Origin of the sequence: Streptomyces naganishii JCM 4654, assembly GCF_014650575.1 — a bacterium.
GTDB lineage: Bacteria > Actinomycetota > Actinomycetes > Streptomycetales > Streptomycetaceae > Streptomyces > Streptomyces naganishii.
Map to the genome: position 1 here is coordinate 407,081 of NZ_BMVF01000004.1, position 23,790 is coordinate 430,870.

Sequence of the window (23,790 nt, forward strand, 5' to 3'; positions counted from 1 at the left end):
TTCATTGACGCGGGAACGACCCTCGCCCGAGGTCGAACGACGGATCAACAGCCTCTACGACCGGGCCGAGACCGACTCGGGCACCTACAACGCCACCCGCGCGATGAGCAGGCGCGGCCGCTCCCGCTACGACTCGGCCTCCGGCCGCGCGCCGAGGCGGTCCGACCCGGTCCTGGACAGCGTGGCCAAGGAGTGGTTCGACGTGGCCCGCGGGCAGTTCGGGCCCTCGGTGCCGGCCGCACTGCCGCCGGACCGGCAGCCGCGTCCGGGCAACTCACGCGGGGTCACGCTGCGAAGGAGTCCCGAACCGGGGTTCGATGCAGGTGAACTGGCCGGACCTGGCGGTCCGGGCGGCCCGGGTGGCCCGGGTGGCCCGGGCGGGCGGCAACTCGCCGCGGCCTCCCGGCTGGAGCTCACCGCCGGGCCCTCGGCCCCGGCCGGCGCGAGGCCCGTACCGGAGTTGACCTCGGGAACGTCCAACACCGGCGGTTCTATCGGGGAGTTGACGGCGGGTCCCGCCGCCACCGCGGTGGCCACCGGCCCGCTTCAGGCACTTCCCGCCGCCGCATCCGAGGCGGTACCGCCCGTCGGCCCGGCACTGACGGCGGGGCAGGAGCAGTCGTTCACCGGGCAGTTCCCGACTAGCGCGGGGCAGTTCATGACAGCCACCGGGCAGTTCACGGTGCCCGCCGAGCAGTTCCCGGTGGCCGCCGAGCGGCCTCTCGCATCCACCGGGCAGTTCGCGGTGCCCGTCGAGCAGTTCGCCCCGGCCACCGAGCAGTACCTCACGGCCACCGGGCAGTTCGCGGTGCCCGTCGAGCAGCCCCTCGCATCCACCGGCCAGTTCGCGGTGCCCGTCGAGCAGTTCGCCCCGGCCGCCGAGCAGTTCCTCACGTCCACCGGGCAGTTCGCGGTGCCCGCCGAGCAGCCCCTCGCATCCACCGGGCAGTTCACGGTGCCCACCGAACAGGTCGCCATCGACCAGTTCGCGGCGCCCATCGGCCAGTTCGCGGTCCCCGCCGCTTCCGCGGCGGAAGCGTGGCAGGGGTTTGCAGGCGTCCCCGCGTCGGCCGCCGGGCGCGGGCAGGGCGCGTCACGGGCGTCCAAGGAGCGGCTGCGCGGCCAGCTGAACCAGGCCCGTGAGCTGCTGGCCGGCGCGCAACAGGCCTCCGCCGCCCAGGCCCAGTCCGCGTTCCCCGTGCCCCAGGCTCAGTCCCCCGGGCAGGAGTCCTGGCCGGCGTCTGTGCGTCAGTCACATGGTGCCGTCGAGGCGGCCTGGTCCACTCCCCCGTACGACCCGGTGGCGCCCAGCGGGTTCACCGGCCTCGCCCCGGTACCCGAGACGGCCGTCGCGGCCTACGAGCGCAAGGCCGCCAAGGCACTGCAGTTCGCCCGCGCGCAGCTGGGCAAACCCTGCGTGTGGGGAGCCACCGGGCCGGACTCCTACGACTGCTCCAGTCTGGCCCAGGCCGCCTGGCGGGTCGCCGGGGTGGAGCTGCCGCGCACCGCGTCGCAGCAGACGGCCTCCGGCACCCCGGTAGAGCTCTCCGAACTCCGGCCCGGCGACCTGATCTTCTTCTACGCCGACGCGAGCCACGTGGGGATCTACGGCGGGAACAGCGCCATGGTCCACGCCCCGGGCCCCGGCGCGCCGATCCGCGAGGAATCGGTCTTCTTCGCCGGTCCGCGCGCGATCCACAGCGCGGTGCGGCCCGCCTGACAACCGCCGGCGTCCGCCGCGCCCGTGTCCGTCTCCACCCGGACACGGGCGCGGCGCGCGTCAGCCGCTCTTGCGGCCGACCCCGGCGTACACCCAGTACTGGGAGGGGTTGTCGGGAACGTCCTCGGGGCGGTCGGGGCGCCACAACGGCACGTAGGCCAGGCCGGGTTCGACGAGTTCGAAGCCGTCGAAGAGGGACTTGATCTCGTCGCGGGAACGGGGCGTGACGGGGGAGGTGGCCCGGTCGCGGTACAACTGGCCCACGGCGGCGGCCGTGTCCGGGCGGTCCTCGTCGGTGGCGTGGGTCAGCGCCAGCCAGCTTCCCGCGGGCAGCGCGTCCCGGAAGGCCGCGACGATGCCGGCCGGATCCTCCTGCGGCGAGACGAAGTGCAGGATGGTGATCATCAGCACCGCGACCGGCTGCTCGAAGTCGATCAGGGCGCGCACCTGCGGCGAGGACAGTATCTCGGCGGGCTTGCGGATGTCGGCGGCCACGATCAGCGCGTCCGGGTTGTCGGCGAGCAGCGCCTCGCTGTGCGCGACGGCCACGGGGTCGTTGTCGACGTACACCACCCTGGCGCCGGGGCTGGCGGCCTGGGCCACCTCGTGCACGTTGCCCTGGGTGGGGATGCCGGAGCCGAGGTCGATGAACTGCCGTACGCCCGCGTCCACGAGGAAGCGCACCGCGCGGCCGAGGAAGGCGCGGTTGGCGCGGGCCAGGGTGCGCACCTGGGGGTCGATCGCGGTGAAGGCGGCCACCGCCTCCCGGTCGATGGCGAAGTTGTGCTCGCCGCCCAGCATGGCGTCGTACATCCGGGCCACACTGGCCTTGCCCGGATCCACGCCCCGCGGCAGACCGTCCCCGTCAGGCATGTCCAACTCCCCTACTGTCCGATGACCTTGACTGGGCATCATATAGTTGCCTGTGGCATACGACCACGTCCGCCCGACCGGCCGGGCCCGGCCCGCCGGCCTCGCCCGCCGACCCGGACGGCCCCGCCCCAGCCCGCCGCTGCCGGCCCCACCCGGAAGGCCACGACCCTGCGGAACACAGATCGCAGTCAGCCCGGCGACCCCGCCCCCACAGCACCCTGCCGCCGCCGGTCGCACTTCTCCCCCGCCGCGGACGCCATCGGCTCCGAACTCGACCTGCACGTGACGGGCCGGCACGTCGTGCACGCGCTGGCCCCGGGGTTCTGCGACGCCGCCTCGGTGTACCTGCTGCAGCGGTGGCTGGTCCAGGAGCAGCCGGTCACGGCGGCCGATCCGCCGCAGATCGAGGCGCGCCGGCTGGCGCTGCGCATAGGGTCGGATTCGGCCGAGGACTGGGACCGGCTGCTGCCGGTCGGCGAGGTCCTGGTGTTCCCGCGCGGGACGCCGTACGCGCGTGCCGTGGCCACCGGGCAGACGCAGTTGCTCGACGGCGTGGACGGGCACACCTTCGAACGGCTGCGCAGGACCGGGCCCGCCGACGCGGGCGTGACCGCGCTGCTGCACAGCGCCTCCTTCCTCATCGTGCCGCTGCGGCTGCGCGGCGCGGCGGTCGGGTTCATCGCCTGCACGCGCGGCGCGGGCAAGGAGCCGTTCACGCACGGCGAGGCGGTGGCCGTGGAGTCGCTCGGCGCGCGGGCCTGCGTGGCGCTGGACAACGCCCGCCGCTACGAGCGGGAGCGGCGCACCGCGCTGGCCATCCGCCGCAGCCTGCTGCCCGTCACCGGGCAGACCTTCGAGAGCTGCCGGGTCGCGCACGGCTACCGGCCGGCCGGACAGGACAACGTCATCGGCGGGGACTGGTACGACGTGCTGCCCCGGCCCGGCCGCCGGCTGGCGATGATCGTCGGTGACGCCATGGGGCACGGCCCGGAGTCCGCCGTCGCCATGATCCAGCTGCGTACGGCGGTCCGTACGCTGGCGGCGCTCGACCTCGGCCCGGCCGAGCTGATGGACCGGCTGGACGCGGTGGCCGGCGACACCCCGGGCGCCTCCTTCGCCACCTGCATGTACGCGGAGTGGGACGCGGACCTGCGCACCTGCACGTTCGTGGGCGCGGGGCACCCGCCGCCGCTGGTGCGCGGCCCGGGCGGACCGGCGGTGCGGATCGACCTCGCCTCGGCCGGGCTGCCCCTCGGGCTCGGCACGGGCCGCTACGAGCCGACCGTGCTGCACCTGTCCGAGCCCACCCTGCTGCTGCTCTACAGCGACGGGCTGGTCGAGTCCCGCACCAGTGACATCGACGAGGGCATCACCCGGCTCGCGGGCGCGCTCGACGCCGGCGCCGAGTCGGGGCCGGACCTGGCCCGCCCGGACGCCCTGCCGGAGCTGTGCCGGCGGCTGCTGGAGGACTCCACCGCCGCGCACGGCGCCGACGACCGGACGCTGCTGCTGGCCGAGCTGACGCCGGGGAAGAACTGAAGGATCGCGGGGCCGTGCGGGCTGCTTGTCGCATGAGCGGACACCCCCGTTCGAGGGGTGTCCTCACCTGATGCGGTGAGCGGGCCGGGCCGGACGCGTACGGACGGGGCGCGAACGCCGTTTGGACCGGCATGGACAGCACTTCTCGGGCCCTGCCGCACGGGGCCGGCCACCTCCCGGCGGAGCGGCCCCGCACCCAGCCCGCTGCGCGACCCTCCGGGATGCGGTGGGTGCCCGTCGCGGACGCCGCCGCGTCCCCGCCTCCGCCCGGGCCCGCGGGCCTTGACCCGGGCGTCCTCCTGCTGCGGCCGTGGGGCTCCGGGTCCGCCCCGGACCGCTGGGCCGCGGTGGCGCCCGGCTCGGTGCCCGCCGTGCCCGTGCCCCGCGGGATCCCGGTCCCGTGAGGCCGGCCGAGGAGGTCGCCGCAGCGGTCCAGAGGCGCGTGTCCCCGCCGCGCGGACCGTCCCGGGTGCCGCTCCCGCACGGCCCGGTGACGGCGGGTACGCGGTGGTGGGCCTGGGCGCAGCCGGCGCAGGGGTGGGCCGTCGCGCACGGCCCGGCGGACTGGGAGGACGACGACTGTCCCTGGTGCCGTTCCCTGCTCGACCCCGGTCAGGGCCCGCGCGGGCGGGGCACCGGGCGGGGAGCGGGGCTTTTCCGCTTCCTGGCCGCGGGCCTGCCGGCCCGGGCGTGGCGCGCGCGGCTGGTCATGGTGCCGGTGGCGGCCCTCACCGTGGTGGCGGCGCTCGTCGTGGCGCTGGCCTGAGCGGCGCGGGGGTCTTCAGGTGTCGAAGCCGATGTGCACGTGGTCGTGGTGGGTGGCGTCGCTGAAGAACTGGTTCGCGCTCCCGCCGCCCGACAGCAGCACCGGGCCGCCCACGTTGTACGAGCCGGCCGCCGCCGCGTCCCGCATGAAGCCCTCGACGAGTGGGCGGGGCGTGGCGGGGTCGACGACCGCGTGGCCGTCGATCCGCCACACGTCGAAGGCCCGCCCTGCGGGGTGGTCGCTGGGCCTGCTCGTGCCGAACACGTCCAGGGGATGCCCCGAGCGGACGACGCTGACGTACATGCGGTGGGCGCCGGCCAGGTCCAGCATCGCCGTGAGCACGCTGTCGTGGATCCGGCCGCTGCGCACGTCGGCCTCCGCCGCCGGGGGCAGTTCGACGCGGGAGTCCGCCAGTACCCGGTGCGCGAGCGACGGCAGCGTGGCCGCCGGGGCGCCGGGCCGGGCGGGGTGCAGGGCGGTCACCGTCCACCCGCCCGCGGTGCGGGCCAGGCGTACGTCGACGGTCGTACCGCCGGCCCGGACCGTACCGCCGACGCGGGTCCACTGCCGGCACACCACGAGCACGCTCGCCGAGTCGGCGAGGATCCCGCCGTACTGGGCGTCCACCACCTGGAGCACCGCCTCGTCGGCGGACGGCAGCAGCGGACCGGCCTGCGCGACGAGCGCGGGCGGCAGCCCGAGGGCGGCCACCTCGGCGCGGGCGGCAAAGGAGCCGCCCCGCCCGCTCGGCCAGGCGCCGATAGCCTCGACCAGCGCGACGGCCCGCCGCTTGACCTCGGGCCGGACCTCAGCCGGGGAGGGCCGCCAGGGCGTGGTGCGCGGCAGGGCCGCGGCCGGGGAGGACGGGCCGGAGGTCGTACGGGCGGGCGCGGAACCGGCACGGCTCGCGGTGGCGCGCGGCCCCGCGGAGGGACCGCCGCCGCATCCGCCCGCCACGCCGACCAGCACCCCGGCCGCGCCCAGCAGCACGGCCCGCCGCTCAACCGCCTTCGCCGCACGCCTCACGCCCACCAGTCTCCGCCCGGCCCCGCCCCGGCGCCCACCCGGCAGCGACCGCCGGTCCCTGGACGGTGGCCCTCGACCGGCAGGCCATCGACCGGCGCGCCCTTGCTATGACGGGCGTCATGATCCATGCTGCTCCTGGCCACCGCCGCACTGGGGCGAGCGATGGCCGGTGACGGTGGAGGGGACTCGTGGCTGACGGTCTGGCAAGGGTGCTCTGGGAGCGGTACGAACCGGTCCACGACCTGGTCTACTTCGCGCCCGAGGCGCACCGGGCCGCGGACGAACTCGGGCTGCGCGGCTTCTGGATGGGCTACTTCGCCCTGCGCGCCGCCCCGCTCGGCCCGGTCGCCGCGCCGGTCGTCACCAGCTCCTTCTACGTCTTCCACCCGGACCGGGTCGCGCGCGCCCTGCCCGACGCCTGGTCGTACGCGGGTCCGCAAGACGTCCTCGAGGCGCGGTGGCGGGCGATGGACGAAGCCATGACCCGCCTGTTCGGACCCGAGGCGGTGACCGGGGCGCACATGGGGGAGGCCGCCGACCTCGCCTGGGAGGCGGCCGCGTCGGCCGACACGGCGGGCCGGGTCCTCGGTGCCGCGAACCAGGCCCTGGAACGCCCCGCCCGGCCGCATGTACGGCTCTGGCAGGCCCTGACGACCCTGCGTGAACTGCGCGGCGACGGACATGTGGCGGCCCTGGTCGCCCACGGCATCGGACCGGTCGCCGCGATGGCGCTGAAGGCCGCCGCAGGCGAGACGGACGCGACGGTCCAGCGGGAGACCCGCAAGTGGGACCTGGCCGCCTGGCGGGCCGCCGAGGCGGACCTGCGCGAGCGCGGCTGGCTCGGCGAGGACGGCGTCCCGACCCCGGCCGGAGCCGCCGTACGGGCCGAGGTGGAGGCGCGTACCGACGCGGCCGCCGAGCAGCCCTGGCGCGCTCTCGGCGCCGACCGCGCCGCCCGCCTCGCCGGTCTCCTCGAGCCGCTGGCCCGGCGGGTGCTGGACACCGGGCTGATCCCGTCCGCCAACCCGGTCGGACTCACCGGCGACCCGTGGTCCGACCCACGCGAAGCGGCCATGCCCCCGGCGGCCGGAGCGGGGCCACGCGAGAGCTGAGCACGGGCGTCGGGGCCGCCCTCCCCCGGGCCGCCGAACCACTACGGTCCCCACCGACACCGGGCGCCCGGCATCCCGACACTCCCAACGGGCCCGGAATGTCCCGGCGCTCCCCGCGAGCCCAGGCCCAGGACGCACCCCATCTGCCCCCGAATCCTCTGGCGCGGTCCTGCGGGGCTCGCGAGCCCCGCGGAATCGCGCCGGTCACAAGCGGCCCATCAGGGCTTCACCAACCCTTAGCATCATGCCCATCAACCCACTGGCCCTGGCCAGACCTTCACATGAAGCGAGGGAAGTGTGGCAGAGACCGAGGGAGCGGCGGTGCCCGAACGGCTGCTGATCACCCGTACCACGGCCGACGACGGCACCTGCGTCGTGTCGCTCACCGGAGAGGTCGACCTCGACGGCAGCGCGCGGCTGCGCGAGGCGCTGCTGTCCTGCCCGGAGACCGCGCCGGGCCTGGTGGTGGACCTCGGCGGCCTGACCTTCATGGACTCCAGCGGCATCAACGCCCTCATCACCGCGCACCAGTGCGAGGAGGCGGGCGGCCCGCGACTGCGTCTGGCCGCTCCCCGGCACGCGGTGCTCAGGGTGCTCCAACTGGTCGGCGTGGACACCCTCATACCCTGCTACCCGACCCTCGAGGAGGCCCTGGCGGCCTGAACGGTGCTCACACCGACCGGTAGACCTCCTGGGTGTTGGGGCGGGGAGCCGGCCGGTGGCGGGCGGCGGGCCCCGCGGAGAAGGCGCACAGCAGGTTCTCGGTGGTGCGGGCGGTGAAGGCGCGGGTGCGGGCGTCCATGGAGTGGTCACGGCCGAGTTCACCGGTCCCGGCCAGCAGCGCCTCCACCCACCGCATCGTCCCGGTGGCGAAGACGCCCGCCCCGCTGGGCACGGTGTAGTACGCCGAGTCGCTGTGGCTGCGGCTGCCCGCGCACACCAGCGGCGAGTGCGCGATGATCTCCAGCGCGCCGGGCGCGGGCGCGCCCGGGGTGACGCGGTCGTACTCGACGCCCACGAGGTGGTCGAAGCTCTCGCCCGGGCGGACCCCGGTGCCCTCGTAGAGCCAGTGGTCGGCCGCGTGGACGACGTAGGGGGCGTCGACCGGGTAGCCCTCGTAGAGCACGCCGGTGAGCGAGGACTCGGGGTCGGCGGCCGGTTCCTGCCGGAAGTCGGTGGTGACCAGGGCGGGGCGCGAGGGGTAGCAGGGGTCGCTGCGGTAGGCGGACTTGTAGCAGACCACCGTGCGGTCGGCGCCGGCCTCGCCCGCCTCCAGACGGACCCGGCGGAAGCAGGTGTTGGCCCCGAGGAAGGCCACGTTCGTGCCCGCGTCACGGGCCTCGGTGACGCTCCGGCGCCGCTCCGGCGTCCAGTACTCGTCGTGCCCGAGGCAGATGACCGCGGTCGCGCCGTGCAGGATGCTGGGATCGCGGTGCACGTCGATGCCGGTGGTGTAGGCGAGCGGTATGCCGAGCCGTTCGGCCAGGACCACGGCGGCCCACTCGTACACCAGGAACTTCTCGGCGCCGTTGCCGTCGTAGGGCCGGTCGAAGCTGACCGCGAGGGAACGGTCCGCGTACGCGCCCGAGGGACCTTCGTACAGGCTGTGGCCGCCCCACTTGTTGTACGCCTGCCAGGTGGCCGGGGCGTGCATCAGCACGGTGCGGCCCGTACCGCGCGTGGAGCGCACGATGAGCGGGACGTAACGGCGGTGGCCGCTGTCCGCGTCGAGGCGTATCAGGTACGCGCCCTCGGGCCAGCCCTCCGTGCCGAAGGACAGGGTGCGCGGCCAGTCCGCGCGCACGGTCCGGGTGGCCGACACGGTACGGCCGGCCGGGCGGGCGCGCCCCGGCACCCGCTCCGAGCGCCACACCAGCCGGGCGTACGTCCCGCCGTACCAGCCGACGCGGAAGGCGGAGACGCGGAAGGCGGACGCCGTGGTCGACACGTGCAGGCCGCACTCCTCGCCCGGGGTGAGGCTCACCCGGTCGGTGTACCCGGCCACCGCGTCCGCGGGGCCGGGCGCGCCGAGCCGCCAGTCGCGGGTGCCGGGACGGCCCCGTTCGGCCTCGGGCAGCCGGCTGTCGGTGCTGCCCGGCGGGTGGACCGCGGTGGTGCGTTCGCAGGCCGCCGCCCCCAGCCCGGCCGCCCCGGCGCACAGGCCGAGGAACCGCCTGCGGCCGAGACCGTCCTGGCCCTGGCCGCGACCGTCCTGCGCCGCGGTGTGCTGCTGTGCCCGGTGTGGGTTCACTCGGTCTCCCTGGACGTGGCCCGGTCCCTCCCCACGGCCATGCGCGCGCCACCCGACTCCTGTGAGACGCCACGGGCGCGGGAACGCGCGCTACGGGACGCCGCCGACGCCGGTACGCGCGCTTCGGGGGCGCCACCGACGAAAGTAACGGCTGGGCGGGCGTACCGCACGGCCGCCGGTGACCCTCCGTGATCTGCCGAGCCCGGACACGGGCGCGGACACGGGCGCGGACACGGGCGCGGACACGGGCGCGGGGCCGTCGGACCACAATGGTCACGACGGCCCCGCGGACGGCCCCGCCGGCGCGCTGCCGGTACCGGTTTACGGGCCTCAGCCGGTCTTCCCGCGGCCGGACAGGGCGTCCCGGATCCGGTCGACCATGCCCGCGCCGGGCGCGAGGAGCTTGTTCGCGGGCGGGGTGTCCGGGGCGGAGGGGTGCGGGCGCGTCGGCGCCGTCTTCTTCGCCGAGCGGACCTTCTCGCCGAGCTTCTCCAGGTCCTCCGGGCTCGCGGCCTGCCGCAACCGGGGGAACAGGTTCTGCTCCTCGTCGGTGACGTGCTCACGGATCTCCCGCATCAGACGGCTCATCAGCTGGTCGAACTGCGGGTCGTCGGCCTCGCAGCCCTCCAGGTCCTTCATCGTCTGCTCGGCCTCCGAGTGGTCCTGGATCTCCCGGTCGGCGATCGCGTCGCCGTCGGGCAGGTGGCGCCGCACCGCCGGGTAGAGGTGCATCTCCTCGGCGACGGAGTGGCGCACCAGCTCGATGGTCGCCTGGTCCGCGAGGTCCTTGCGCCTCTTGTCTCCGATGGGGAGGGCCTCGATCTGCGCGAAGATCTCCTCCACCTCGCGGTGGTCGGTGGTGAGTTCGTGGATGACGTCTCCGCCGTGTCCCATGGCAGCACTCCTTGTTGTTCGATCGTGGTCGTAGCGGTGGACCGCGCGCCGGGTTCCCAGCGCGCGCCGTGGCACACCGCCGAGCACGCGGAAGCGCCCGAACGGCCCATTCGCGGGGGTGCCCGCCGGGCCGGTTCCCGTCTCAGTGACCCGGGTCGGCCCCGGCCCGCGCCGCGGCCACCGCCGGCCGCCGCCCCGTCTCGTGCACGTCCGTGACCACGAAGCCGCTGCGCACCCGCGCCGGGATCCTGCGCAGGGAGATCCGCAGATCCTGGTCGGGGACCTCGTACTCCAGCCGGGCCAGGCGCACCGCCAGCGACTCCAGCAGGCCGACCGTGACTCCCTCGCCGGGGCACCGGTGGCCGGTCCGCGGGTCCGAGCCGCCCTGCGGGATCAGCTCGTCGCGCTCAGGCGGCCGTTCCAGGAAGCGCTGCGGCCGGAACGCGTACGGGTCGCCCCACAGGTCCTCGTCGTGGTTCTGCCCGAACACGTCGAGGAGCACGGTGCCGCCGGCCGGGACCTCGTGCCCGCGCCAGGTCAGGTCACGGGCGGCCCGGCCGCCGAGGAACGGCGCGAAGGGGTAGAACCTGCGCACCTCGTGGGCGAAGGCGGTCGCGTACGCCGGATCGCCGTCGCGCAGCCGCTCGCGGTGGCCGGGCCACCGGTGCAGCGCGTGCGCGGCGAAGGCGACGAACCAGCTGACCGCGACCGTGGGGCGGACGACGTTGAGCAGTTCCACGGCGGCCGTGTGCGGGGTCAGCAGGCCACCGTCCGCGTCCCGGTGCGCGGCGGCCCGCGCGGGCAGGGAGCCGGGCGCGGCGGCTGGGCCACGGCCGGAGCGCACGTCGTCGATCAGGCGGGCCATGCGCGCCTCCTGGCGTGCCCGCGCGCGGCGCGCACGCCAGTGGCGGGGGCCGAGGGTGGCGAAGCCGTCGATCATGGCGAGGAGGTCGGCGGCGACGCTTCCGGCCTCCCCGTCCTCCAGGGGGACACCGGCCCAGCGGCAGACCCCGCGGGTGAGCACCGTGGCGGCCTCGTCGAAGAGCACCACGCGGGAGCGCGCCGCCCAGCCGGGCACGGCCTCGTCCCACGCGGCGGTGACCTGTTCGGCGACGCCGGTGATCCGGTCGGCCTCCAGCAGCGGCAGGAACAGTTCCTTGCGTCGGCGGTGGGCCGCGCCGTCGAGGGTGTGCACGGCGCCGTGTCCGAAAAGGGTGCCCGTGACGGGCTCGGGGATCGCGCCGTGCCGGTGGATGTTGTGCTCGTCGTAGAAGAACTTCACGGCGTCGGGTCCGCGCAGGGCGAGGGCCGGGCGGCCCATGACGCGCAGCGGGACCGTGCGGTCGGGGCTCTGCCGCAGGCGCTGCGGGAGCCAGGCGTAGCCGCCGGCGATCAGCGGCAGTGTGTGGTCGGTGAGCGGGCGTCGATGGGCGTCCATGACGGCCCGAGTGCCCCGGGCGGCCCGAGGGAACCGGGCCGCCCGGGGGCCGGGGGCAGGAACCGGGGCCCGCGTGCCGCGGACCGGGGCCGGGGACCGGGGCCAGAGCCGGGGGCCAGGGGCGCGGGGCCGGGGCCGGATACGGCAGACCGGAAGCCGTCGGCCCCAGGTCTGGCGTACGTCAGTCGGCCGGGCGCAGCTCGGTGATCCTACGGGTGCGCAGGTCGGACAGTACGTCGATGCTCGTCACCTGGGCGTGGGAGCCGTCGCCCCAGGTGAGCGTGACCCTGCTGGTGGCGTGGCCGGCGCCCGACCCGGTGTAGACGACCTTCCACTTCACCGGCACGTTCTGGGCGAACAGGATGCCGTCCGCGTGCTCCCTGGCCTCGTAGGCGGCCACCTTCTTGCGTGCCGCGGCCGAGAGGTAGAAGCCCCGCAGCGCCTTGAGCTGGGCGGCTGCCGCCGGGCCCTCGCCGTCCCAGACGGCGTCGATGTAGGCCCCGTAGAAGTCGGCGACCCGCTGGGTGACGTCGCGCGGGTCGCCCTGCGAAGCGGTGACCGCTGTGGCGGCGGTGGCGGTGCGGGCGGTACCGGCGGAGCTTCCGGTGCCGGCCAGCGCCGGGGTCACCGCGGCCAGTGAGAGCAGCGCGGTGACGGCCGAGGCGGTGATCAGGCCGCGGCGGCCGCGAAGACGTATGGACATGTGACGTTCCCCCTGTCGACGGCGGCCGGGCCCTTCGTCCGGCCGTTGACGGGAGGTAAGAGAGTGGCCCGCCGGGCGCGGGTTCCGGAATGTCCCGGAAGAATTGTCACTGTCCCGAAACGGGCAAAAGGTTGCGCCGGGTTCCGGCCGATCCGGCGCCCCGCATGTCCGGGCCCCGCCGGGGGAACCCGGGGCGGGCCGCAACCCCGACACCTCTGGAGAGGACCATGAGTCTGCTGCGCCTGGTAGGCCGCCCCCTGCTCGCCTCCATGTTCGTGGCCGGAGGCATGTCCTCCGTCCGCAGCCCCAAGGACGTCACCCCGCTGGCCGAACCGGTCGTGAACCCGATCAGGGAGCGCGTGCCGGTGCTGCCCGAGCGCACCGAACAGGTCGTCCGGCTGAGCGGCGGTGTGCAGGTCGCCGCCGGGGTGCTGCTGGGTCTGGGGCGGATGCCCCGGCTGTCGGCGCTGGCCCTGGCCGCGACCCTGGTGCCGACCACGCTGGCCGGCCACCGCTACTGGGACGCCGAGGACGACTCCACCCGCGCCCAGCAGCGCATCCACTTCCTGAAGAACCTCTCCATGCTGGGCGGTCTGCTGATCGCCGCGGACGACACCGGCGGGGCGCCGTCGATGCTGTGGCGGAGCCGGCACACGGCCCGCGGCCTCCAGCGGAACGCCGGGCTGGTACGGCGCACGGTGCGCGCCACCGCCGGTCCCGCGGCCGCGGTGGGCGGCATCAAGGCCAGGCTGCCCCACTGACGTACGACCGCCCGGGTGCCGGCCGGGCACGGCGGCGGGCCCCCACTCGATCTCCTCGAGTGGGGGCCCGCTTCGAAAAGCCGCTCTCAGCGCTTCTCAGGGCTCTTCTCAGGGCTTGAGGGTGTCCTTCGCCTTCTCCTTGGCCTGGCGGGCGTCGCCCTTGGACTTCTCGGCCTGTCCCTCGGCCGTCATCCTCTCGTTGCCCACCGTGCGCCCGACCGTCTCCTTGGCCTTGCCCTTCATCTGTTCCTTCTTGGCCTTGGCCTTCTGGTCACCAGCCACTGTCACTCACTCCAAGCCGTGCTTGACGTCTGTGTCTGCACTTCGGGTGTCCGGCCGCGGGGCCGCCAAACCCACCACGGGCCGATCGCTGTTCCGGCCGCCCGCTGGGTACCCGGGGCGGGCGGCCGCGGACCGGGCGGCCGGAAGGAGCCACGCCATGACTGTCCCCCTGACCGCCGACGCCCGCGAGCACGGCATGACCGGTGACGGGGTCGCCAACGACCAGCCGGCCCTTCAGCGCCTGGTCGACGCGATGGGTGCGGCCCGCGCCGCGGACGGGCGCCCGCGTGTCATCCGCGTGCCCGCCGGGCGGTACGTGATCGAGGACGTGCCCACCCTGTGGCGCAGCGGGGTGTCGCTGATCGGCGCCGGCCGCGGCGCCACCTGCTTCGTGCTGCGCAACCCGGGCGCGCGGACCACGCCGGTGCCGCTGGCCTGGTTCACCGCGGCCCAGCACGACGCCGGGCCGGACAACCACCTGGCGGACGTCACCTTCGCGCACTTCGAGATCGACGGCGCGGGGGTGACGACCGAGGAGTACGACCCGCTGGCGAAGGGGCTGGGGCTTCAGTACGTGCTGCGCGGGCGGTTCAGCGACCTGTACGTCCACGACACGGCGGCGACCGGCTTCGGCTGCGACTTCCTCCAGGACACGGTGGTGGAGGGGGTGCTGGCCGAGCGGTGCGGGCGGCAGGACAGCGGTGAGCAGATGGGCGGCGCGGGCCTCGGGATCGGCGTCGGCGGCTGGGGGCGGGTCGAGCGGCTGACGGTCACCGCGTGCACCGCCACCGGCAACGGGACCAACGGCGTCTTCGTCGAGCTGCAGAACAAGGACTGGCCGCGGCCGCGCGGCATCCGGATCACCGCCTGCCACGCCGAGGACAACCGCTTCGGCATCTCCGACTGGGGCGCGGACGGGCTGCTGGTCAGCTCCTGCACGATGCTGGGCAACCACGAGGCCGGGTTCGACGTGTCCTCCCAGGGCACCTCGGGCATCGGCGGCCGGGGCGGCATCGTCACCGGGTGCGTGATCGACGGCAATCTGCGGGACGGGATCGGGCTGGGCAACACCCCGGGGCCGTACGCCTTCCGCGGCAACCGGATCAGCGGCAACGGGCGGTACGGGTACTGGGAGCACAACCTCGCCGGCGGGGACGAGGGGCCGGCCGCGGACATCGTGCTGGAGGCCAACGACATCCGGGACAACGCCCTGGACGGGGTCCGGGTGGACGCGGCCATGCGGGACGCGGCGGTGCTGGACAACCGGATCCGCGACAACGGGCGCCGGATCGCGGGGGCGGTCGCGGGCGGTGGCGAGGGGGTGCGGTACTCGGCGTTCGCGGTGGTGGACGAGAAGGCCGACTGGCCGGCGGACGGCCACCGGGGCAAGGAGGTGTCGGTCGGCGGGCGGACGGCCATGGTGGCCTTCAACACCGCCACCGAGCTCGCGCTGGCCCCGGCACGGCCGGGTGCGGACTCCGCCTGGGCGGACGGGGTGCCCCGGGCGGGTTCCGCCTACCGGCTGCCCGGGGCGCCGGACCTGCGCGCGGGTATGACCGTGGCCGCCGCGGTGAGCCGCCCGCAGATGCACGGCAACCGCATCGGCGACGACCAGCGCGTCCGCACCCAGACCCACGCCCTGCGCATCACCGACGAGGGCCGCTGGACGAGCGGCCGAGTCTCCGACAACGACCTCACCGACAACGCCACATCCGCCACCCGCTTCGACACGACGCCTTCGGGTGGCCGCTGGCGCGACAACGACGAGTGACCCCACACCCCGGTCCCCGGAGCACCACCGACGAACCACGTGAGCCCACGCCCCGGCCGACGTGAGCCCACGGTTCGGCAGCGGGGGTTCCGGCCCGGCGCGGCCACGCATGCACCCACGGCCACGGCCGCATCCGGCCCCGGCCGGCTCGGCCCGCGCGCGCCCACGGCCCCGGCCGCGGGCGAACCCTGGCCCGCCTCCGGCGCAGACGACGCACGCCGCCGGCCGCGGCACCCCGTGGCAGGCATGCGGCACGGTCCGGCACCGCCCACGGCCACGGGCCCGGCCGCATCCGGCCCCAGCCGGCTCGGCCCGCGCACGCCCACGGCCCCGGCCGCAGACGAGCCCTGACCCGCCCCCGGCACAGAAGCCCCACGCCGCCAGACCCGGCACCCCGTGGCTGGCATGCAGCATGGTCCGGCACCGCCCACGGCCACGGCCGTCCCGGCCCAGGTGCGCATGCGCCGTCGGCTTCGACCGGGCGACCCCGGCCCACCTCGGGCACGGACGCCTTACCCCGCACGACCAGATGCGCGGCGTGGCCTGGCCCCGCCGCCCGGGACTCCAGCCAGCGGCGGAGCCGGCCCGGCCCACCCCGTGCGTGGACGCCGTACGCCGCCGGGCCCGGTGTCCCGCGGCCGACGCCACGCCAACCCGCCCCACCGCTCCGAGCGCCTGCGCCACGCGCACCGCCCGCACCGCCCTTACCGCCCGCGAAAGCCCCGTTCACCCTCGAGGTGCCGAAGGCTGTTCCCGGGGGGAGTGGCTCGTGGGGTGGTCCGAGTCGGTGGGGCGGTTGTGGTGCCAGTCGTGGAGGGCCACCGCCAGGGAGGCCAGGAGCGCCACCAGGGCGCTCGCGACCGCGAGGGCGACGGCTGTGCGGTAGTCCTTGCCGGTCGCGGCGAGCACCATGTAGAAGAAGCCGGGCAGAGCCGCCGTGCCCACCGCGCCGCCGAGCCGCTGCCCGGTCTGCAGGGCGCCGCCCGCGGCCCCGGCCATCCGCACCGGCACGTCGCGCAGCGTCATCGTGACGTTCGGCGAGATCACGCACCCGCTGCCCAGCCCGCCGACGAACAGCGCGGGCGCCGCCAGCCAGGCCATGACGTCCGGGGGCGCCGTCCACAGGATCAGCGCCGTGGCGCCGAGGCCGGCCACGACGGTCACCAGCCCGCACACCGTCAGCAGCCGCCCCAGCCGCTCCACCAGCCGCCCCGCGACCACCGCGGCGGCCGCCGAGCCGATCGCGAAGGGCGTCACCGCGAGCCCCGACCGCAGCGGCGTGTACCCGAGGCCGTTCTGGAAGAAGAGCGCGAACACCAGCCACACGCCGCTGAAGCCCACGAAGTACAGCGCGCCGAGCGAGGCCCCGGCGGCGTACCCGCGTGTGCAGGTCAGCAGCCGCGGGTCGAGCAGCGGCTGACGGTCGCGGTCGGCGACGCGCCTCTCCCAGCGGGCGAAGCAGAGGAGCAGGGCCGCACCGACAGGGAACAGCCACCACATCCGGCGTACGCCCCCGGTGTCCGCGAACACCAGCGGCAGCATCAGGCTCAGGACGCCGGCGCCGAGCAGGGCCACGCCCGGCAGGTCGAGCGGTTCCCGGCGGCCGGGCGCCAGGCGCGGCAGCAGCCGTATGCCGAGCAGCAGCGCGACCGCGCCCACGGGCACGTTGACGTAGAAGATCCAGCGCCAGCCCTGGTTGCCCTGGGCCAGGGCCAGGATCAGACCGCCGGTGACCGGGCCCACCGCGCTGGAGACGCCCACCGTGGCGCCGAACAGGCCGAACGCGCGGCCCCGTTCGGCCCCGCGGAACATCTGCTGGATCAGCGCGGAGTTCTGCGGCGCCAGGCAGCCCGCGCAGGCTCCCTGCGCGAGCCGGGCCACCACGAGCCAGGTCACCGTGGGCGCGGCCCCGGCCCCGGCGCTGCACAGCACGAACGCGGCCAGCGCGCACAGGAAGATCCGCCGCCGGCCCATCGCGTCGCCCAGCCGGCCGGCGGGCACGAGGACGAGCGCGAACGTCAGCGCGTAGCCGGAGACCACCCACTGGACGGCGGACGGCGACGCGCCGAGATCCCGCTGCATCGACGGCAGCGCCACCGCGACGATGGTCACGTCGAGCAGGCTCATGAATCCGGTCGCCAGGGTGACCCACAGGGCCTTCCAGCGCCGTGGGTCGGGCGTCCGGCCCTGACCGTCGGCGCCCGCGTCCGTCCGCGCACGGGTGTCCCTGACCACGAAGGCTCCTCCCGGGTGTCCGCCGGGGCACGCACCCGCCGGTCACATCCCGGCACGCGCGTCCCGCGCCGTCTGCCGTCCTCTGACGCGCGGCGCGCCCACCCACTCCGTTTCCCGCGCCCGCGCAGATCTGCCGCGTTCCCCGCGGTCCGGCGCGCAACCCCGGCTCTCACGTCCTCGGAAGCATCCGGACAGGCTCGGCGAGAAAGGGGGCGAAGGTCGCGAAGTCTCATGAATCCCACCGGCTTCATACCGCGAACGCCGGGTAGCCGTAGCCACGGCAGAAGCACGATCCGTGACCAGCAGCAGCACACGACGGACTCCTATGATCATCCAGCTTGGGCAGCAGGCACCGGGTGAGCGAGAGCGGAGCCGCCCGGCGGCCGCGCTGCGCTACGGCGCCACCTGGGTCACAGGTGCCGCTCGTACCGCCGACGCGCGACGGGCGGTGCACGCCTTCCTCAAACGCGCGGCCAGAACCGCCCACACCCACATCACCAGGCGCGCCGAACAGGACGCCCTGCTCGTCGTCAGCGAGCTGGTCACCAACGCCCTTCGGCACGCGCCGGGCCCGTGCGGCCTGGTCCTGGAACTGTCCGCCGACAACGCGCGGCTGGGCATCTCCGTCTGGGACACCTCGCCCGCGCTCCCCCGGCTGTACGAACGGGACGGGGCGCGCGTGGGCGGCCACGGCCTGTACCTGGTGCACGCCTGCAGCCGCGCCCTGACCGCCACCGCCCGGCCCGGCGGCAAGCAGATCAGCGCCGAGGTGGCCCTGGGGTCCGCGTGAGGCGTATGCGTGGCCGCGCCACGGGTACTCCGGGGAGGTCCGGGCCCGCCGGACGACCCACCTCCCCCCAGTCGACAGACGGGCCGCGTCCCGTCGGGCAAGGACGGCCATGGCTGCCTTCGACGACGACACCCTCGACCTGCACTTCATCGGCACCGCGACGGTCCTGCTGCGGTACGGCGACCTGGCGCTGCTCACCGACCCCAACTTCCTGCACCGGGGCGAGCGCGCCCACCTGGGCTACGGGCTGACCAGCCGCCGGCTCACCGAGCCCGCTCTCGACGTGATGGACCTGCCGCCGCTGGACGTCGTGGTCCTCTCCCATCTGCACGGTGACCACTGGGACCACCGGGCCTCCCGGCACCTGGACCGCTCGGTGCCGGTGGTCACCACCACGCACGCCGCGCGCCGCCTGCGCACCTTGCGGGGCTTCGGCCGGGCCGGCGGGCTGCACACCTGGGAGAGCTGCACGTTCCGGCAGGGCGCCTCGCAGGTGCGTATCACCGCGCTGCCCGGACGGCACTCCCTCAATCCCGTGCTGGGCCGGCTGCTGCCGCCGGTGATGGGCAGCATGCTGGAGTTCGGCCCCCGCGACGGGGAGGTACGGCTGCGCCTCTACATCTCGGGCGACACGCTCGTGTACGACGGGCTGGAGGAGATCGCCCGCCGCTTCCCGCGCGCCGACCTGGCCGTGCTGCACCTGGGCGGCACCGAACTGCCCGGCGGGTTCGTCGTCACGATGGACGGCGCGCAGGGCGCCGATCTCGCCCGCCGCCTGGACTGTCCCCGGGTGCTGCCCGTGCACTACGACGACTACACGGTCTTCCGCTCCCCGCTGGAGGACTTCGTCACCGCGGCGGACGACCTCGGTCTGCGGGACCGGCTGGTCCACTGCCCGCGCGGCGAGCACGCGCGGCTGGTACCGCACGCCGGCCGGGCCACCGTCGGCTGACCCGCTCACCCGGCCCGGCGGGCCGGACGGCGGGAGAGGTGTTTTCCTCGTGGGGTGGAGGCAACTCGGCCCGCACGTCTCGCGGAACCGCTTCCGCAGCCACCCCCCACTCCACGGAACGGGAGTTCCGGATGACCACCTCAGAGCCTCGGCCGTCCCGTTCCGGGCGGCCGCGCATCGGCCTGCTGGGCTCCTACGGCGGCTTCAACATCGGTGACGAAGCCATCCTCCAGTGCGTCCTGGGCTGTCTGCGCTCCCACCGGCCGGACGCCGCCCTGGTCGTCTTCAGCCGCGACGCCGAGCACACCCGCGCCCACCAGCCGATGGCGGACGAGGTGGTCGGCTGGGAGGGCGTACCGCGAAAGCCGGTCACCGACGTGCTGTCCGGCCTGGACCTGCTGGTGCTCGGCGGGGGCGGCATCCTCTACGACGGCGAGGCGCGCCGCTATCTGAAACTGGTCCGCGCGGCCCAGTCCAGGGGCGTGCGCACGTTCGCCTACGCGGTCGGGGCCGGCCCGCTGCACGAGAACGACGACCGGGAGGCCGTGCGCACCGTCCTGGCGGACATGGACGAGGTGGTGGTGCGCGACGAGGAGTCGCGGCTGGTGCTCGAGGAGGTGGGGGTCGAGCGGGACCTGGTGGTGACCGCCGATCCGGCGCTGCTGCTGCCGCCGGAGCCGTTCACGGCCGAGATGATGCGGCAGGAGGGCGTGCCGGCCGACGCGCGGCTGGTGGGGATGTCGGTGCGCGAGCCCGGCCGGGCGGCGGAGAAGCTGGACGAGGGCGACTACCACGCGCTGCTCGCCGACGTCGCCGACTTCCTGGTGCGCCGCCTGGACGCGCACGTGGTGTTCATGCCGATGGAACGGCACGACGTCCGTCACGCGCACGCCGTGCTGTCCCGGATGACCGCGCCGGACCGCGGCCGGATCCTGCACAGCGCCTACACGCCCGGGCAGGTGCTGGGCCTGATGAGCCACCTGGACCTGGTGGTCGGCATGCGGCTGCACTTCCTCATCTTCGCGGCCGTCTCCGGGCTGCCGGTGCTGCCGCTGCCGTACGCCGGCAAGGTCTTCGACTTCGCCCGCCGGCTGGGGGCGCCCGCGCTGGTCGGCGTGGCCCGCGAGCAAGTGGGACTGCTGCTGGCCGAGGTGGACCGGCTCTGGGACGAGTTCCCGCAACGCCGCGTGGACCTGAACACCCGCGTCCGGGCACTGCGCGAACTGGCCGCGGAGACCTGCGCCCGCTGCGGCGCCCTCCTCGACGACATGGACCACGCGAACGGCCCGGCCACCGACACGGCCGCGTTGCCTGCCGAGACCGGGGGTTCCGCCACGGCCGGACTGCCTGCCGAGGCCGGGGGTTCCGCCACGGCCGGACTGCCCGCCGACGCAGCCGGGGGTTCGGCCCCGTCCGGCCTGACCACCGGTCCGGCCAGGGACTCCGACCCGGCCGTGCGCACTCGCGGCACGGCCGGGAACTCCAACTCGGACGGGCTGCCGGCCGGTACTGCCGGGGACTCCGCCCCGGCCGACCCGGCTGCGGACATGGCCAGGAACTCCACCCCGGCCGGTGGCGCCCCGGGCGCGGCCGAGGGTTCCGACCCGGACGGGCTCCCTGCCGGCACGGCCGGCGGTCCCGACGCGGACAGCCTTGCTGCCGGCACGGTCCGAGGCTGCGACCCGGCCGGGCGCACCCCCGGCGCGGCCGGGGACTCCGGCCCCGACTGGCTGGCGGCCGGTCCGGCCGAGGGTTGCGACCCCGCCGGGCGCGCTCCGGGCGCGACCCAGGGTTCCGCCCCGGACGGGCCCGGTCCCGGCGCCGCCGGTGGTTCCGGCCAGGGTCGGCCCGCTGACGGCGGGGACCGTGGTTCCGGCGTGGAGGGGGCCGGTGCCGGTGTGGTCGGGGGTTCCGGTGGAGCCGGGGTCGGTGGGCTGCGGGGGCATCTGCTGGGCCGGCGGTCCGAGGGGGACGGTGCTGTGGCGGGCCGGGGCGCCGGGCAGGAGGCGTGATGGCCGTCCTGCGCCCTCCCGAGCAGCCGCGCACCGTCACGCTGCCCCCGCGCACCGCCCGCCACGCCGGGCACACGGACGTCCTGGTGATCGGGGGCGGCCCGGCCGGGACCGCGGCCGCCCACTCCGCCGCCGACGCCGGGGCCGACGTGATCCTCGTGGAGCGGTACGCCTTCCTCGGCGGCAACGCCACCGTGGCGCTGGTGATGCCGCTGATGTCGTTCCACAACGAGCACAAGCAGGCGGTGTTCGACTCCGGCGGCACCGGGGACCGCCTGCTGCCCACCGACCACGGCGAGGGCGAGCCGGTCGTCGCCGGCTTCCTGTGGCGGCTGCTGGAGCGGCTCACCGAGCGCGGCGGCTGCATACCGCCGTCCTTGGAGACCGGGTACACCGTGCCCTTCGACCCGGAGATCTTCAAGCTCGTCCTGCTGGACATGATGGACGAGGCCGGGGTGCGCATGCTGTTCCACTCCTTCGCCTCGGCCGCGCTGCCCCTGGAGGACGGCTGGCGAGTGGTCCTGGAGACCAAGTCGGGCCCCGTGGTGATCGACGCGGACGTGGTGGTGGACGGCACCGGCGACGGCGACGTGGCCGCCGCGTGCGGGGCCCCGTTCGAGGTGGGCCGCCCCGAGGACGGGCTGGTGCAGCCGATGACGCTGATGTTCCGGGTGGCCGACTTCGCCCGCCCGCGCTTCTCCGAGTACGTACGGGCCCACCCCGACCAGTGGCGCGGCGTGCACGGGCTGTGGGACCTGGTCCAGGAGGCCACCGCCGCGGGCGAGCTGCGGCTGCCGCGCGAGGACATCCTGTTCTTCGCCACCCCGCATCCCCGTGAGCTGTCCGTCAACAGCACCCGCGTCACCGGCGCGCTCGGCATCGACGTGTGGGACCTCAGCCGGGCCGAGTGGACGGCCCGCCGCCAGCTGGCGCAGATCGACCGGTTCCTGCGCTCGCGGGTGCCGGGCTTCGCGGAGGCGTACGCGGTGCAGAGCGGCACCCAGATCGGGGTGCGCGAGACCCGCAGGGTGATGGGCGACTACCGGCTGACCGGCTACGACATCCTCGACGCGCGCCCCTTCCCGGACGTGGTCGCGCACGGCGCCTACCCGATCGACATCCACAACCCGGAGGGCAGCGGTACCGTCATCCGGCGCGTCCCCCGGGGCCGTTTCTACGACATCCCGCTGCGCTGCCTGCTGCCGCGCGGCACCGAGCGGCTGCTGGTGTCCGGCCGCTGCATCTCCGGTTCCCACGTGGCGCACTCCTCGTACCGGGTCATGCCCATCGCGATGGCGACCGGCCAGGCCGCGGGCGTGTGCGCGGCGCTCGCCACCCGCACCGGCCGCGTGCCGCGGGAGGTACCGTACGCGCTGGTCCAGCAGGAGCTGCTGCGCCAGGGCGCCCGGCTGCGCGTGCCGGCGCACGGCGGGGCGGCCCCCACGGTTTAGGGGGCGCCGGGCACCCCGGCGGGCGGATGTGCGCCGGACGAGAAACAATGGGTGTGAGGTTTGAAAGCCGGGGTACACGCTCGGGCACCGCCCTTGATCAAGGCGCGGCACCGTACGCAATGGCATGACACCGGCCGTGAGGCGAGAGGGAGGTCCCCACGATGGCGGCGACCACGCAGGCGCAGGCGACTCGGGCCCGGACGGAGCTTCCGGAGGTGGCCGAGCCCTCCCAGGTCGCGCCGACCGACGCGCGGGCCCTGTCCCGGCTGTTCTTCGACCGGCTGGCGAAGCTGGAAGAGGGCACATCCGAATACAGCTACGCCCGTAACACGCTGATCGAGATGAACATGTCCCTCGTCCGCTACGCGGCCGGCCGTTTCCGCAGCCGGGGCCCGCAGGAGATGGAGGACATCGTCCAGGTCGGCATGATCGGGCTGATCAAGGCGATCGACCGGTTCGAGCTTGCCCGCGAGGTGGAGTTCACCTCGTTCGCCGTGCCGTACATCGTCGGCGAGATCAAGCGCTTCTTCCGCGACACGTCCTGGGCGGTGCACGTGCCGCGCCGGCTCCAGGAGGCCCGGGTCGAGCTGGCCAAGGCCACCGAGGAGCTCGGCAGCCGGCTGGGCCGCAAGCCCACGACCAAGGAGCTCGCGGAGCTGATGAACCTCCCCGAGCGGGAGGTCGTCGACGCGATGGTGGCCTCCAACGGCTACACCTCCGCCTCCCTGGACGCGGCCGTGAGCGGCAGCGAGGACGGCGAGAGCGTGCTGGCCGACTTCATCGGCGCCGAGGACATGAGCATGGAGCTCGTGGAGGACATGCACAGCCTCGCGCCGCTGCTGGCCGCACTCGACGAGCGGGACCGGCAGATCATCCACATGCGGTTCGTCGAGGAGCTCACCCAGGCGCAGATCGGCGAGCGCCTGGGCATCTCCCAGATGCATGTCTCCCGGCTGCTCAACCGGCTGCTGGCCCGGCTGCGCCAGGGGCTGCTGACCACGCACTGAGCGCCGCACGCGGGCAAGGGCGGGTGCACAGACTGGGGCCGGACGCCGCCGTCCTGGGGAGGTGGGCGGCGTCCGGCCCCATCCTTTTGCTGCTCGTGCCCGCACTCCCCAGGTTTGCTTTGACTTGTCATAAGCGAGCCTTATGACCTCATAGACCGGACCCCCGTACCGACTTAGGCTTGCCTTAGCTTAGGGTTTCCGTCGAGT

19 protein-coding genes and 1 pseudogene are annotated in these 23,790 nt (G+C 75.0%); 12 read left to right on the plus strand and 8 right to left on the minus strand.

The annotated features are described in order from the left end of the window. Positions 1–4: 4 nt before the first annotated feature. Positions 5–1,720 (plus strand): C40 family peptidase, encoded by a 1,716-nt coding sequence (locus IE217_RS34620; protein ID WP_229865167.1) that lies wholly within the window; start codon positions 5–7, stop codon positions 1,718–1,720. A 60-nt stretch (positions 1,721–1,780) separates the two neighbouring features. Here IE217_RS34620 and IE217_RS09815 read toward each other — a convergent pair whose 3' ends face one another. Continuing rightward, entirely contained in the window at positions 1,781–2,593 is an 813-nt protein-coding gene (locus IE217_RS09815; protein WP_190177338.1) for an SAM-dependent methyltransferase, read from the minus strand. A 282-nt stretch (positions 2,594–2,875) separates the two neighbouring features. On the opposite strand from IE217_RS09815, the gene IE217_RS09820 reads away from it, so the two are divergent. Next, positions 2,876–4,132 (plus strand): PP2C family protein-serine/threonine phosphatase, encoded by a 1,257-nt coding sequence (locus tag IE217_RS09820; RefSeq protein ID WP_373297985.1) that lies wholly within the window; start codon positions 2,876–2,878, stop codon positions 4,130–4,132. A 469-nt stretch (positions 4,133–4,601) separates the two neighbouring features. Further along, on the plus strand, positions 4,602–4,898 hold the full coding sequence (locus tag IE217_RS09825; protein WP_190177339.1) for a hypothetical protein: 297 nt from the start codon (positions 4,602–4,604) through the stop codon (positions 4,896–4,898). Between the two features lie 15 nt (positions 4,899–4,913). Here IE217_RS09825 and IE217_RS34625 read toward each other — a convergent pair whose 3' ends face one another. After that, entirely contained in the window at positions 4,914–5,924 is a 1,011-nt protein-coding gene (locus IE217_RS34625; protein WP_229865169.1) for a hypothetical protein, read from the minus strand. Between the two features lie 188 nt (positions 5,925–6,112). Here IE217_RS34625 and IE217_RS09835 point away from each other — a divergent pair, with 188 nt between their 5' ends. Beyond that, complete coding sequence (locus IE217_RS09835) at positions 6,113–7,036, plus strand: SCO6745 family protein (RefSeq protein WP_229865170.1); 924 nt, start codon at positions 6,113–6,115, stop codon at positions 7,034–7,036. 297 nt (positions 7,037–7,333) lie between these two features. Further along, positions 7,334–7,699: an STAS domain-containing protein gene (locus IE217_RS09840; RefSeq protein WP_190177340.1), complete on the plus strand. Its 366-nt coding sequence runs from the start codon at positions 7,334–7,336 to the stop codon at positions 7,697–7,699. 7 nt (positions 7,700–7,706) lie between these two features. On the opposite strand, the gene IE217_RS09845 is transcribed toward IE217_RS09840, so the two are convergent. The 4 genes from IE217_RS09845 to IE217_RS09860 form a co-directional block, all read right to left on the minus strand. Then, positions 7,707–9,287, minus strand: a complete 1,581-nt coding sequence (locus IE217_RS09845; protein WP_229865171.1) for a N,N-dimethylformamidase beta subunit family domain-containing protein — start codon at positions 9,285–9,287, stop codon at positions 7,707–7,709. A 330-nt stretch (positions 9,288–9,617) separates the two neighbouring features. Beyond that, the gene (locus IE217_RS09850) at positions 9,618–10,181 is read right to left on the minus strand and encodes a hemerythrin domain-containing protein (protein WP_190177341.1); all 564 of its coding nucleotides are present in this window, start codon (positions 10,179–10,181) and stop codon (positions 9,618–9,620) included. Positions 10,182–10,323: 142 nt separating this feature from the next. After that, positions 10,324–11,619 (minus strand): cytochrome P450, encoded by a 1,296-nt coding sequence (locus IE217_RS09855; protein WP_190177342.1) that lies wholly within the window; start codon positions 11,617–11,619, stop codon positions 10,324–10,326. A 181-nt stretch (positions 11,620–11,800) separates the two neighbouring features. Next, positions 11,801–12,322: a hypothetical protein gene (locus tag IE217_RS09860; protein WP_190177343.1), complete on the minus strand. Its 522-nt coding sequence runs from the start codon at positions 12,320–12,322 to the stop codon at positions 11,801–11,803. 227 nt (positions 12,323–12,549) lie between these two features. On the opposite strand from IE217_RS09860, the gene IE217_RS09865 reads away from it, so the two are divergent. Next, positions 12,550–13,083, plus strand: a complete 534-nt coding sequence (locus IE217_RS09865; RefSeq protein WP_190177344.1) for a DoxX family membrane protein — start codon at positions 12,550–12,552, stop codon at positions 13,081–13,083. Positions 13,084–13,191: 108 nt separating this feature from the next. On the opposite strand, the gene IE217_RS09870 is transcribed toward IE217_RS09865, so the two are convergent. Then, a complete protein-coding gene (locus IE217_RS09870) occupies positions 13,192–13,365 on the minus strand; it encodes a CsbD family protein (protein WP_190177345.1) in 174 nt (57 codons plus the stop codon). Positions 13,366–13,522: 157 nt separating this feature from the next. Between IE217_RS09870 and IE217_RS09875 the strand changes: the two genes are divergently transcribed. After that, positions 13,523–15,136, plus strand: a complete 1,614-nt coding sequence (locus IE217_RS09875) for a right-handed parallel beta-helix repeat-containing protein (protein WP_190177346.1) — start codon at positions 13,523–13,525, stop codon at positions 15,134–15,136. 726 nt (positions 15,137–15,862) lie between these two features. Here IE217_RS09875 and IE217_RS09880 read toward each other — a convergent pair. Next, positions 15,863–17,371, minus strand: a complete 1,509-nt coding sequence (locus IE217_RS09880) for an MFS transporter (protein ID WP_229865172.1) — start codon at positions 17,369–17,371, stop codon at positions 15,863–15,865. A 325-nt stretch (positions 17,372–17,696) separates the two neighbouring features. Between IE217_RS09880 and IE217_RS09885 the strand changes: the two genes are divergently transcribed. The 5 genes and pseudogenes from IE217_RS09885 to IE217_RS09905 all read left to right on the plus strand — a co-directional run bounded on the left by IE217_RS09885 (position 17,697) and on the right by IE217_RS09905 (position 23,583). Beyond that, positions 17,697–18,161, plus strand: a complete 465-nt coding sequence (locus tag IE217_RS09885) for an ATP-binding protein (protein WP_190177347.1) — start codon at positions 17,697–17,699, stop codon at positions 18,159–18,161. Positions 18,162–18,270: 109 nt separating this feature from the next. Next, positions 18,271–19,113 carry an MBL fold metallo-hydrolase gene (locus IE217_RS09890; RefSeq protein ID WP_190177348.1) on the plus strand — a complete coding sequence of 281 codons (843 nt, stop codon included), beginning with the start codon at positions 18,271–18,273 and terminating at the stop codon, positions 19,111–19,113. Positions 19,114–19,244: 131 nt separating this feature from the next. Further along, positions 19,245–20,385 (plus strand): annotated as a pseudogene (locus IE217_RS09895) (polysaccharide pyruvyl transferase family protein); the annotation flags it as partial. Between the two features lie 739 nt (positions 20,386–21,124). Next, on the plus strand, positions 21,125–22,576 hold the full coding sequence (locus IE217_RS09900; protein WP_190177349.1) for an FAD-dependent oxidoreductase: 1,452 nt from the start codon (positions 21,125–21,127) through the stop codon (positions 22,574–22,576). 161 nt (positions 22,577–22,737) lie between these two features. Further along, positions 22,738–23,583, plus strand: coding sequence for an RNA polymerase sigma factor SigF (locus IE217_RS09905; protein WP_190177350.1), 846 nt, complete (start codon positions 22,738–22,740; stop codon positions 23,581–23,583). Positions 23,584–23,790: the final 207 nt, after the last annotated feature.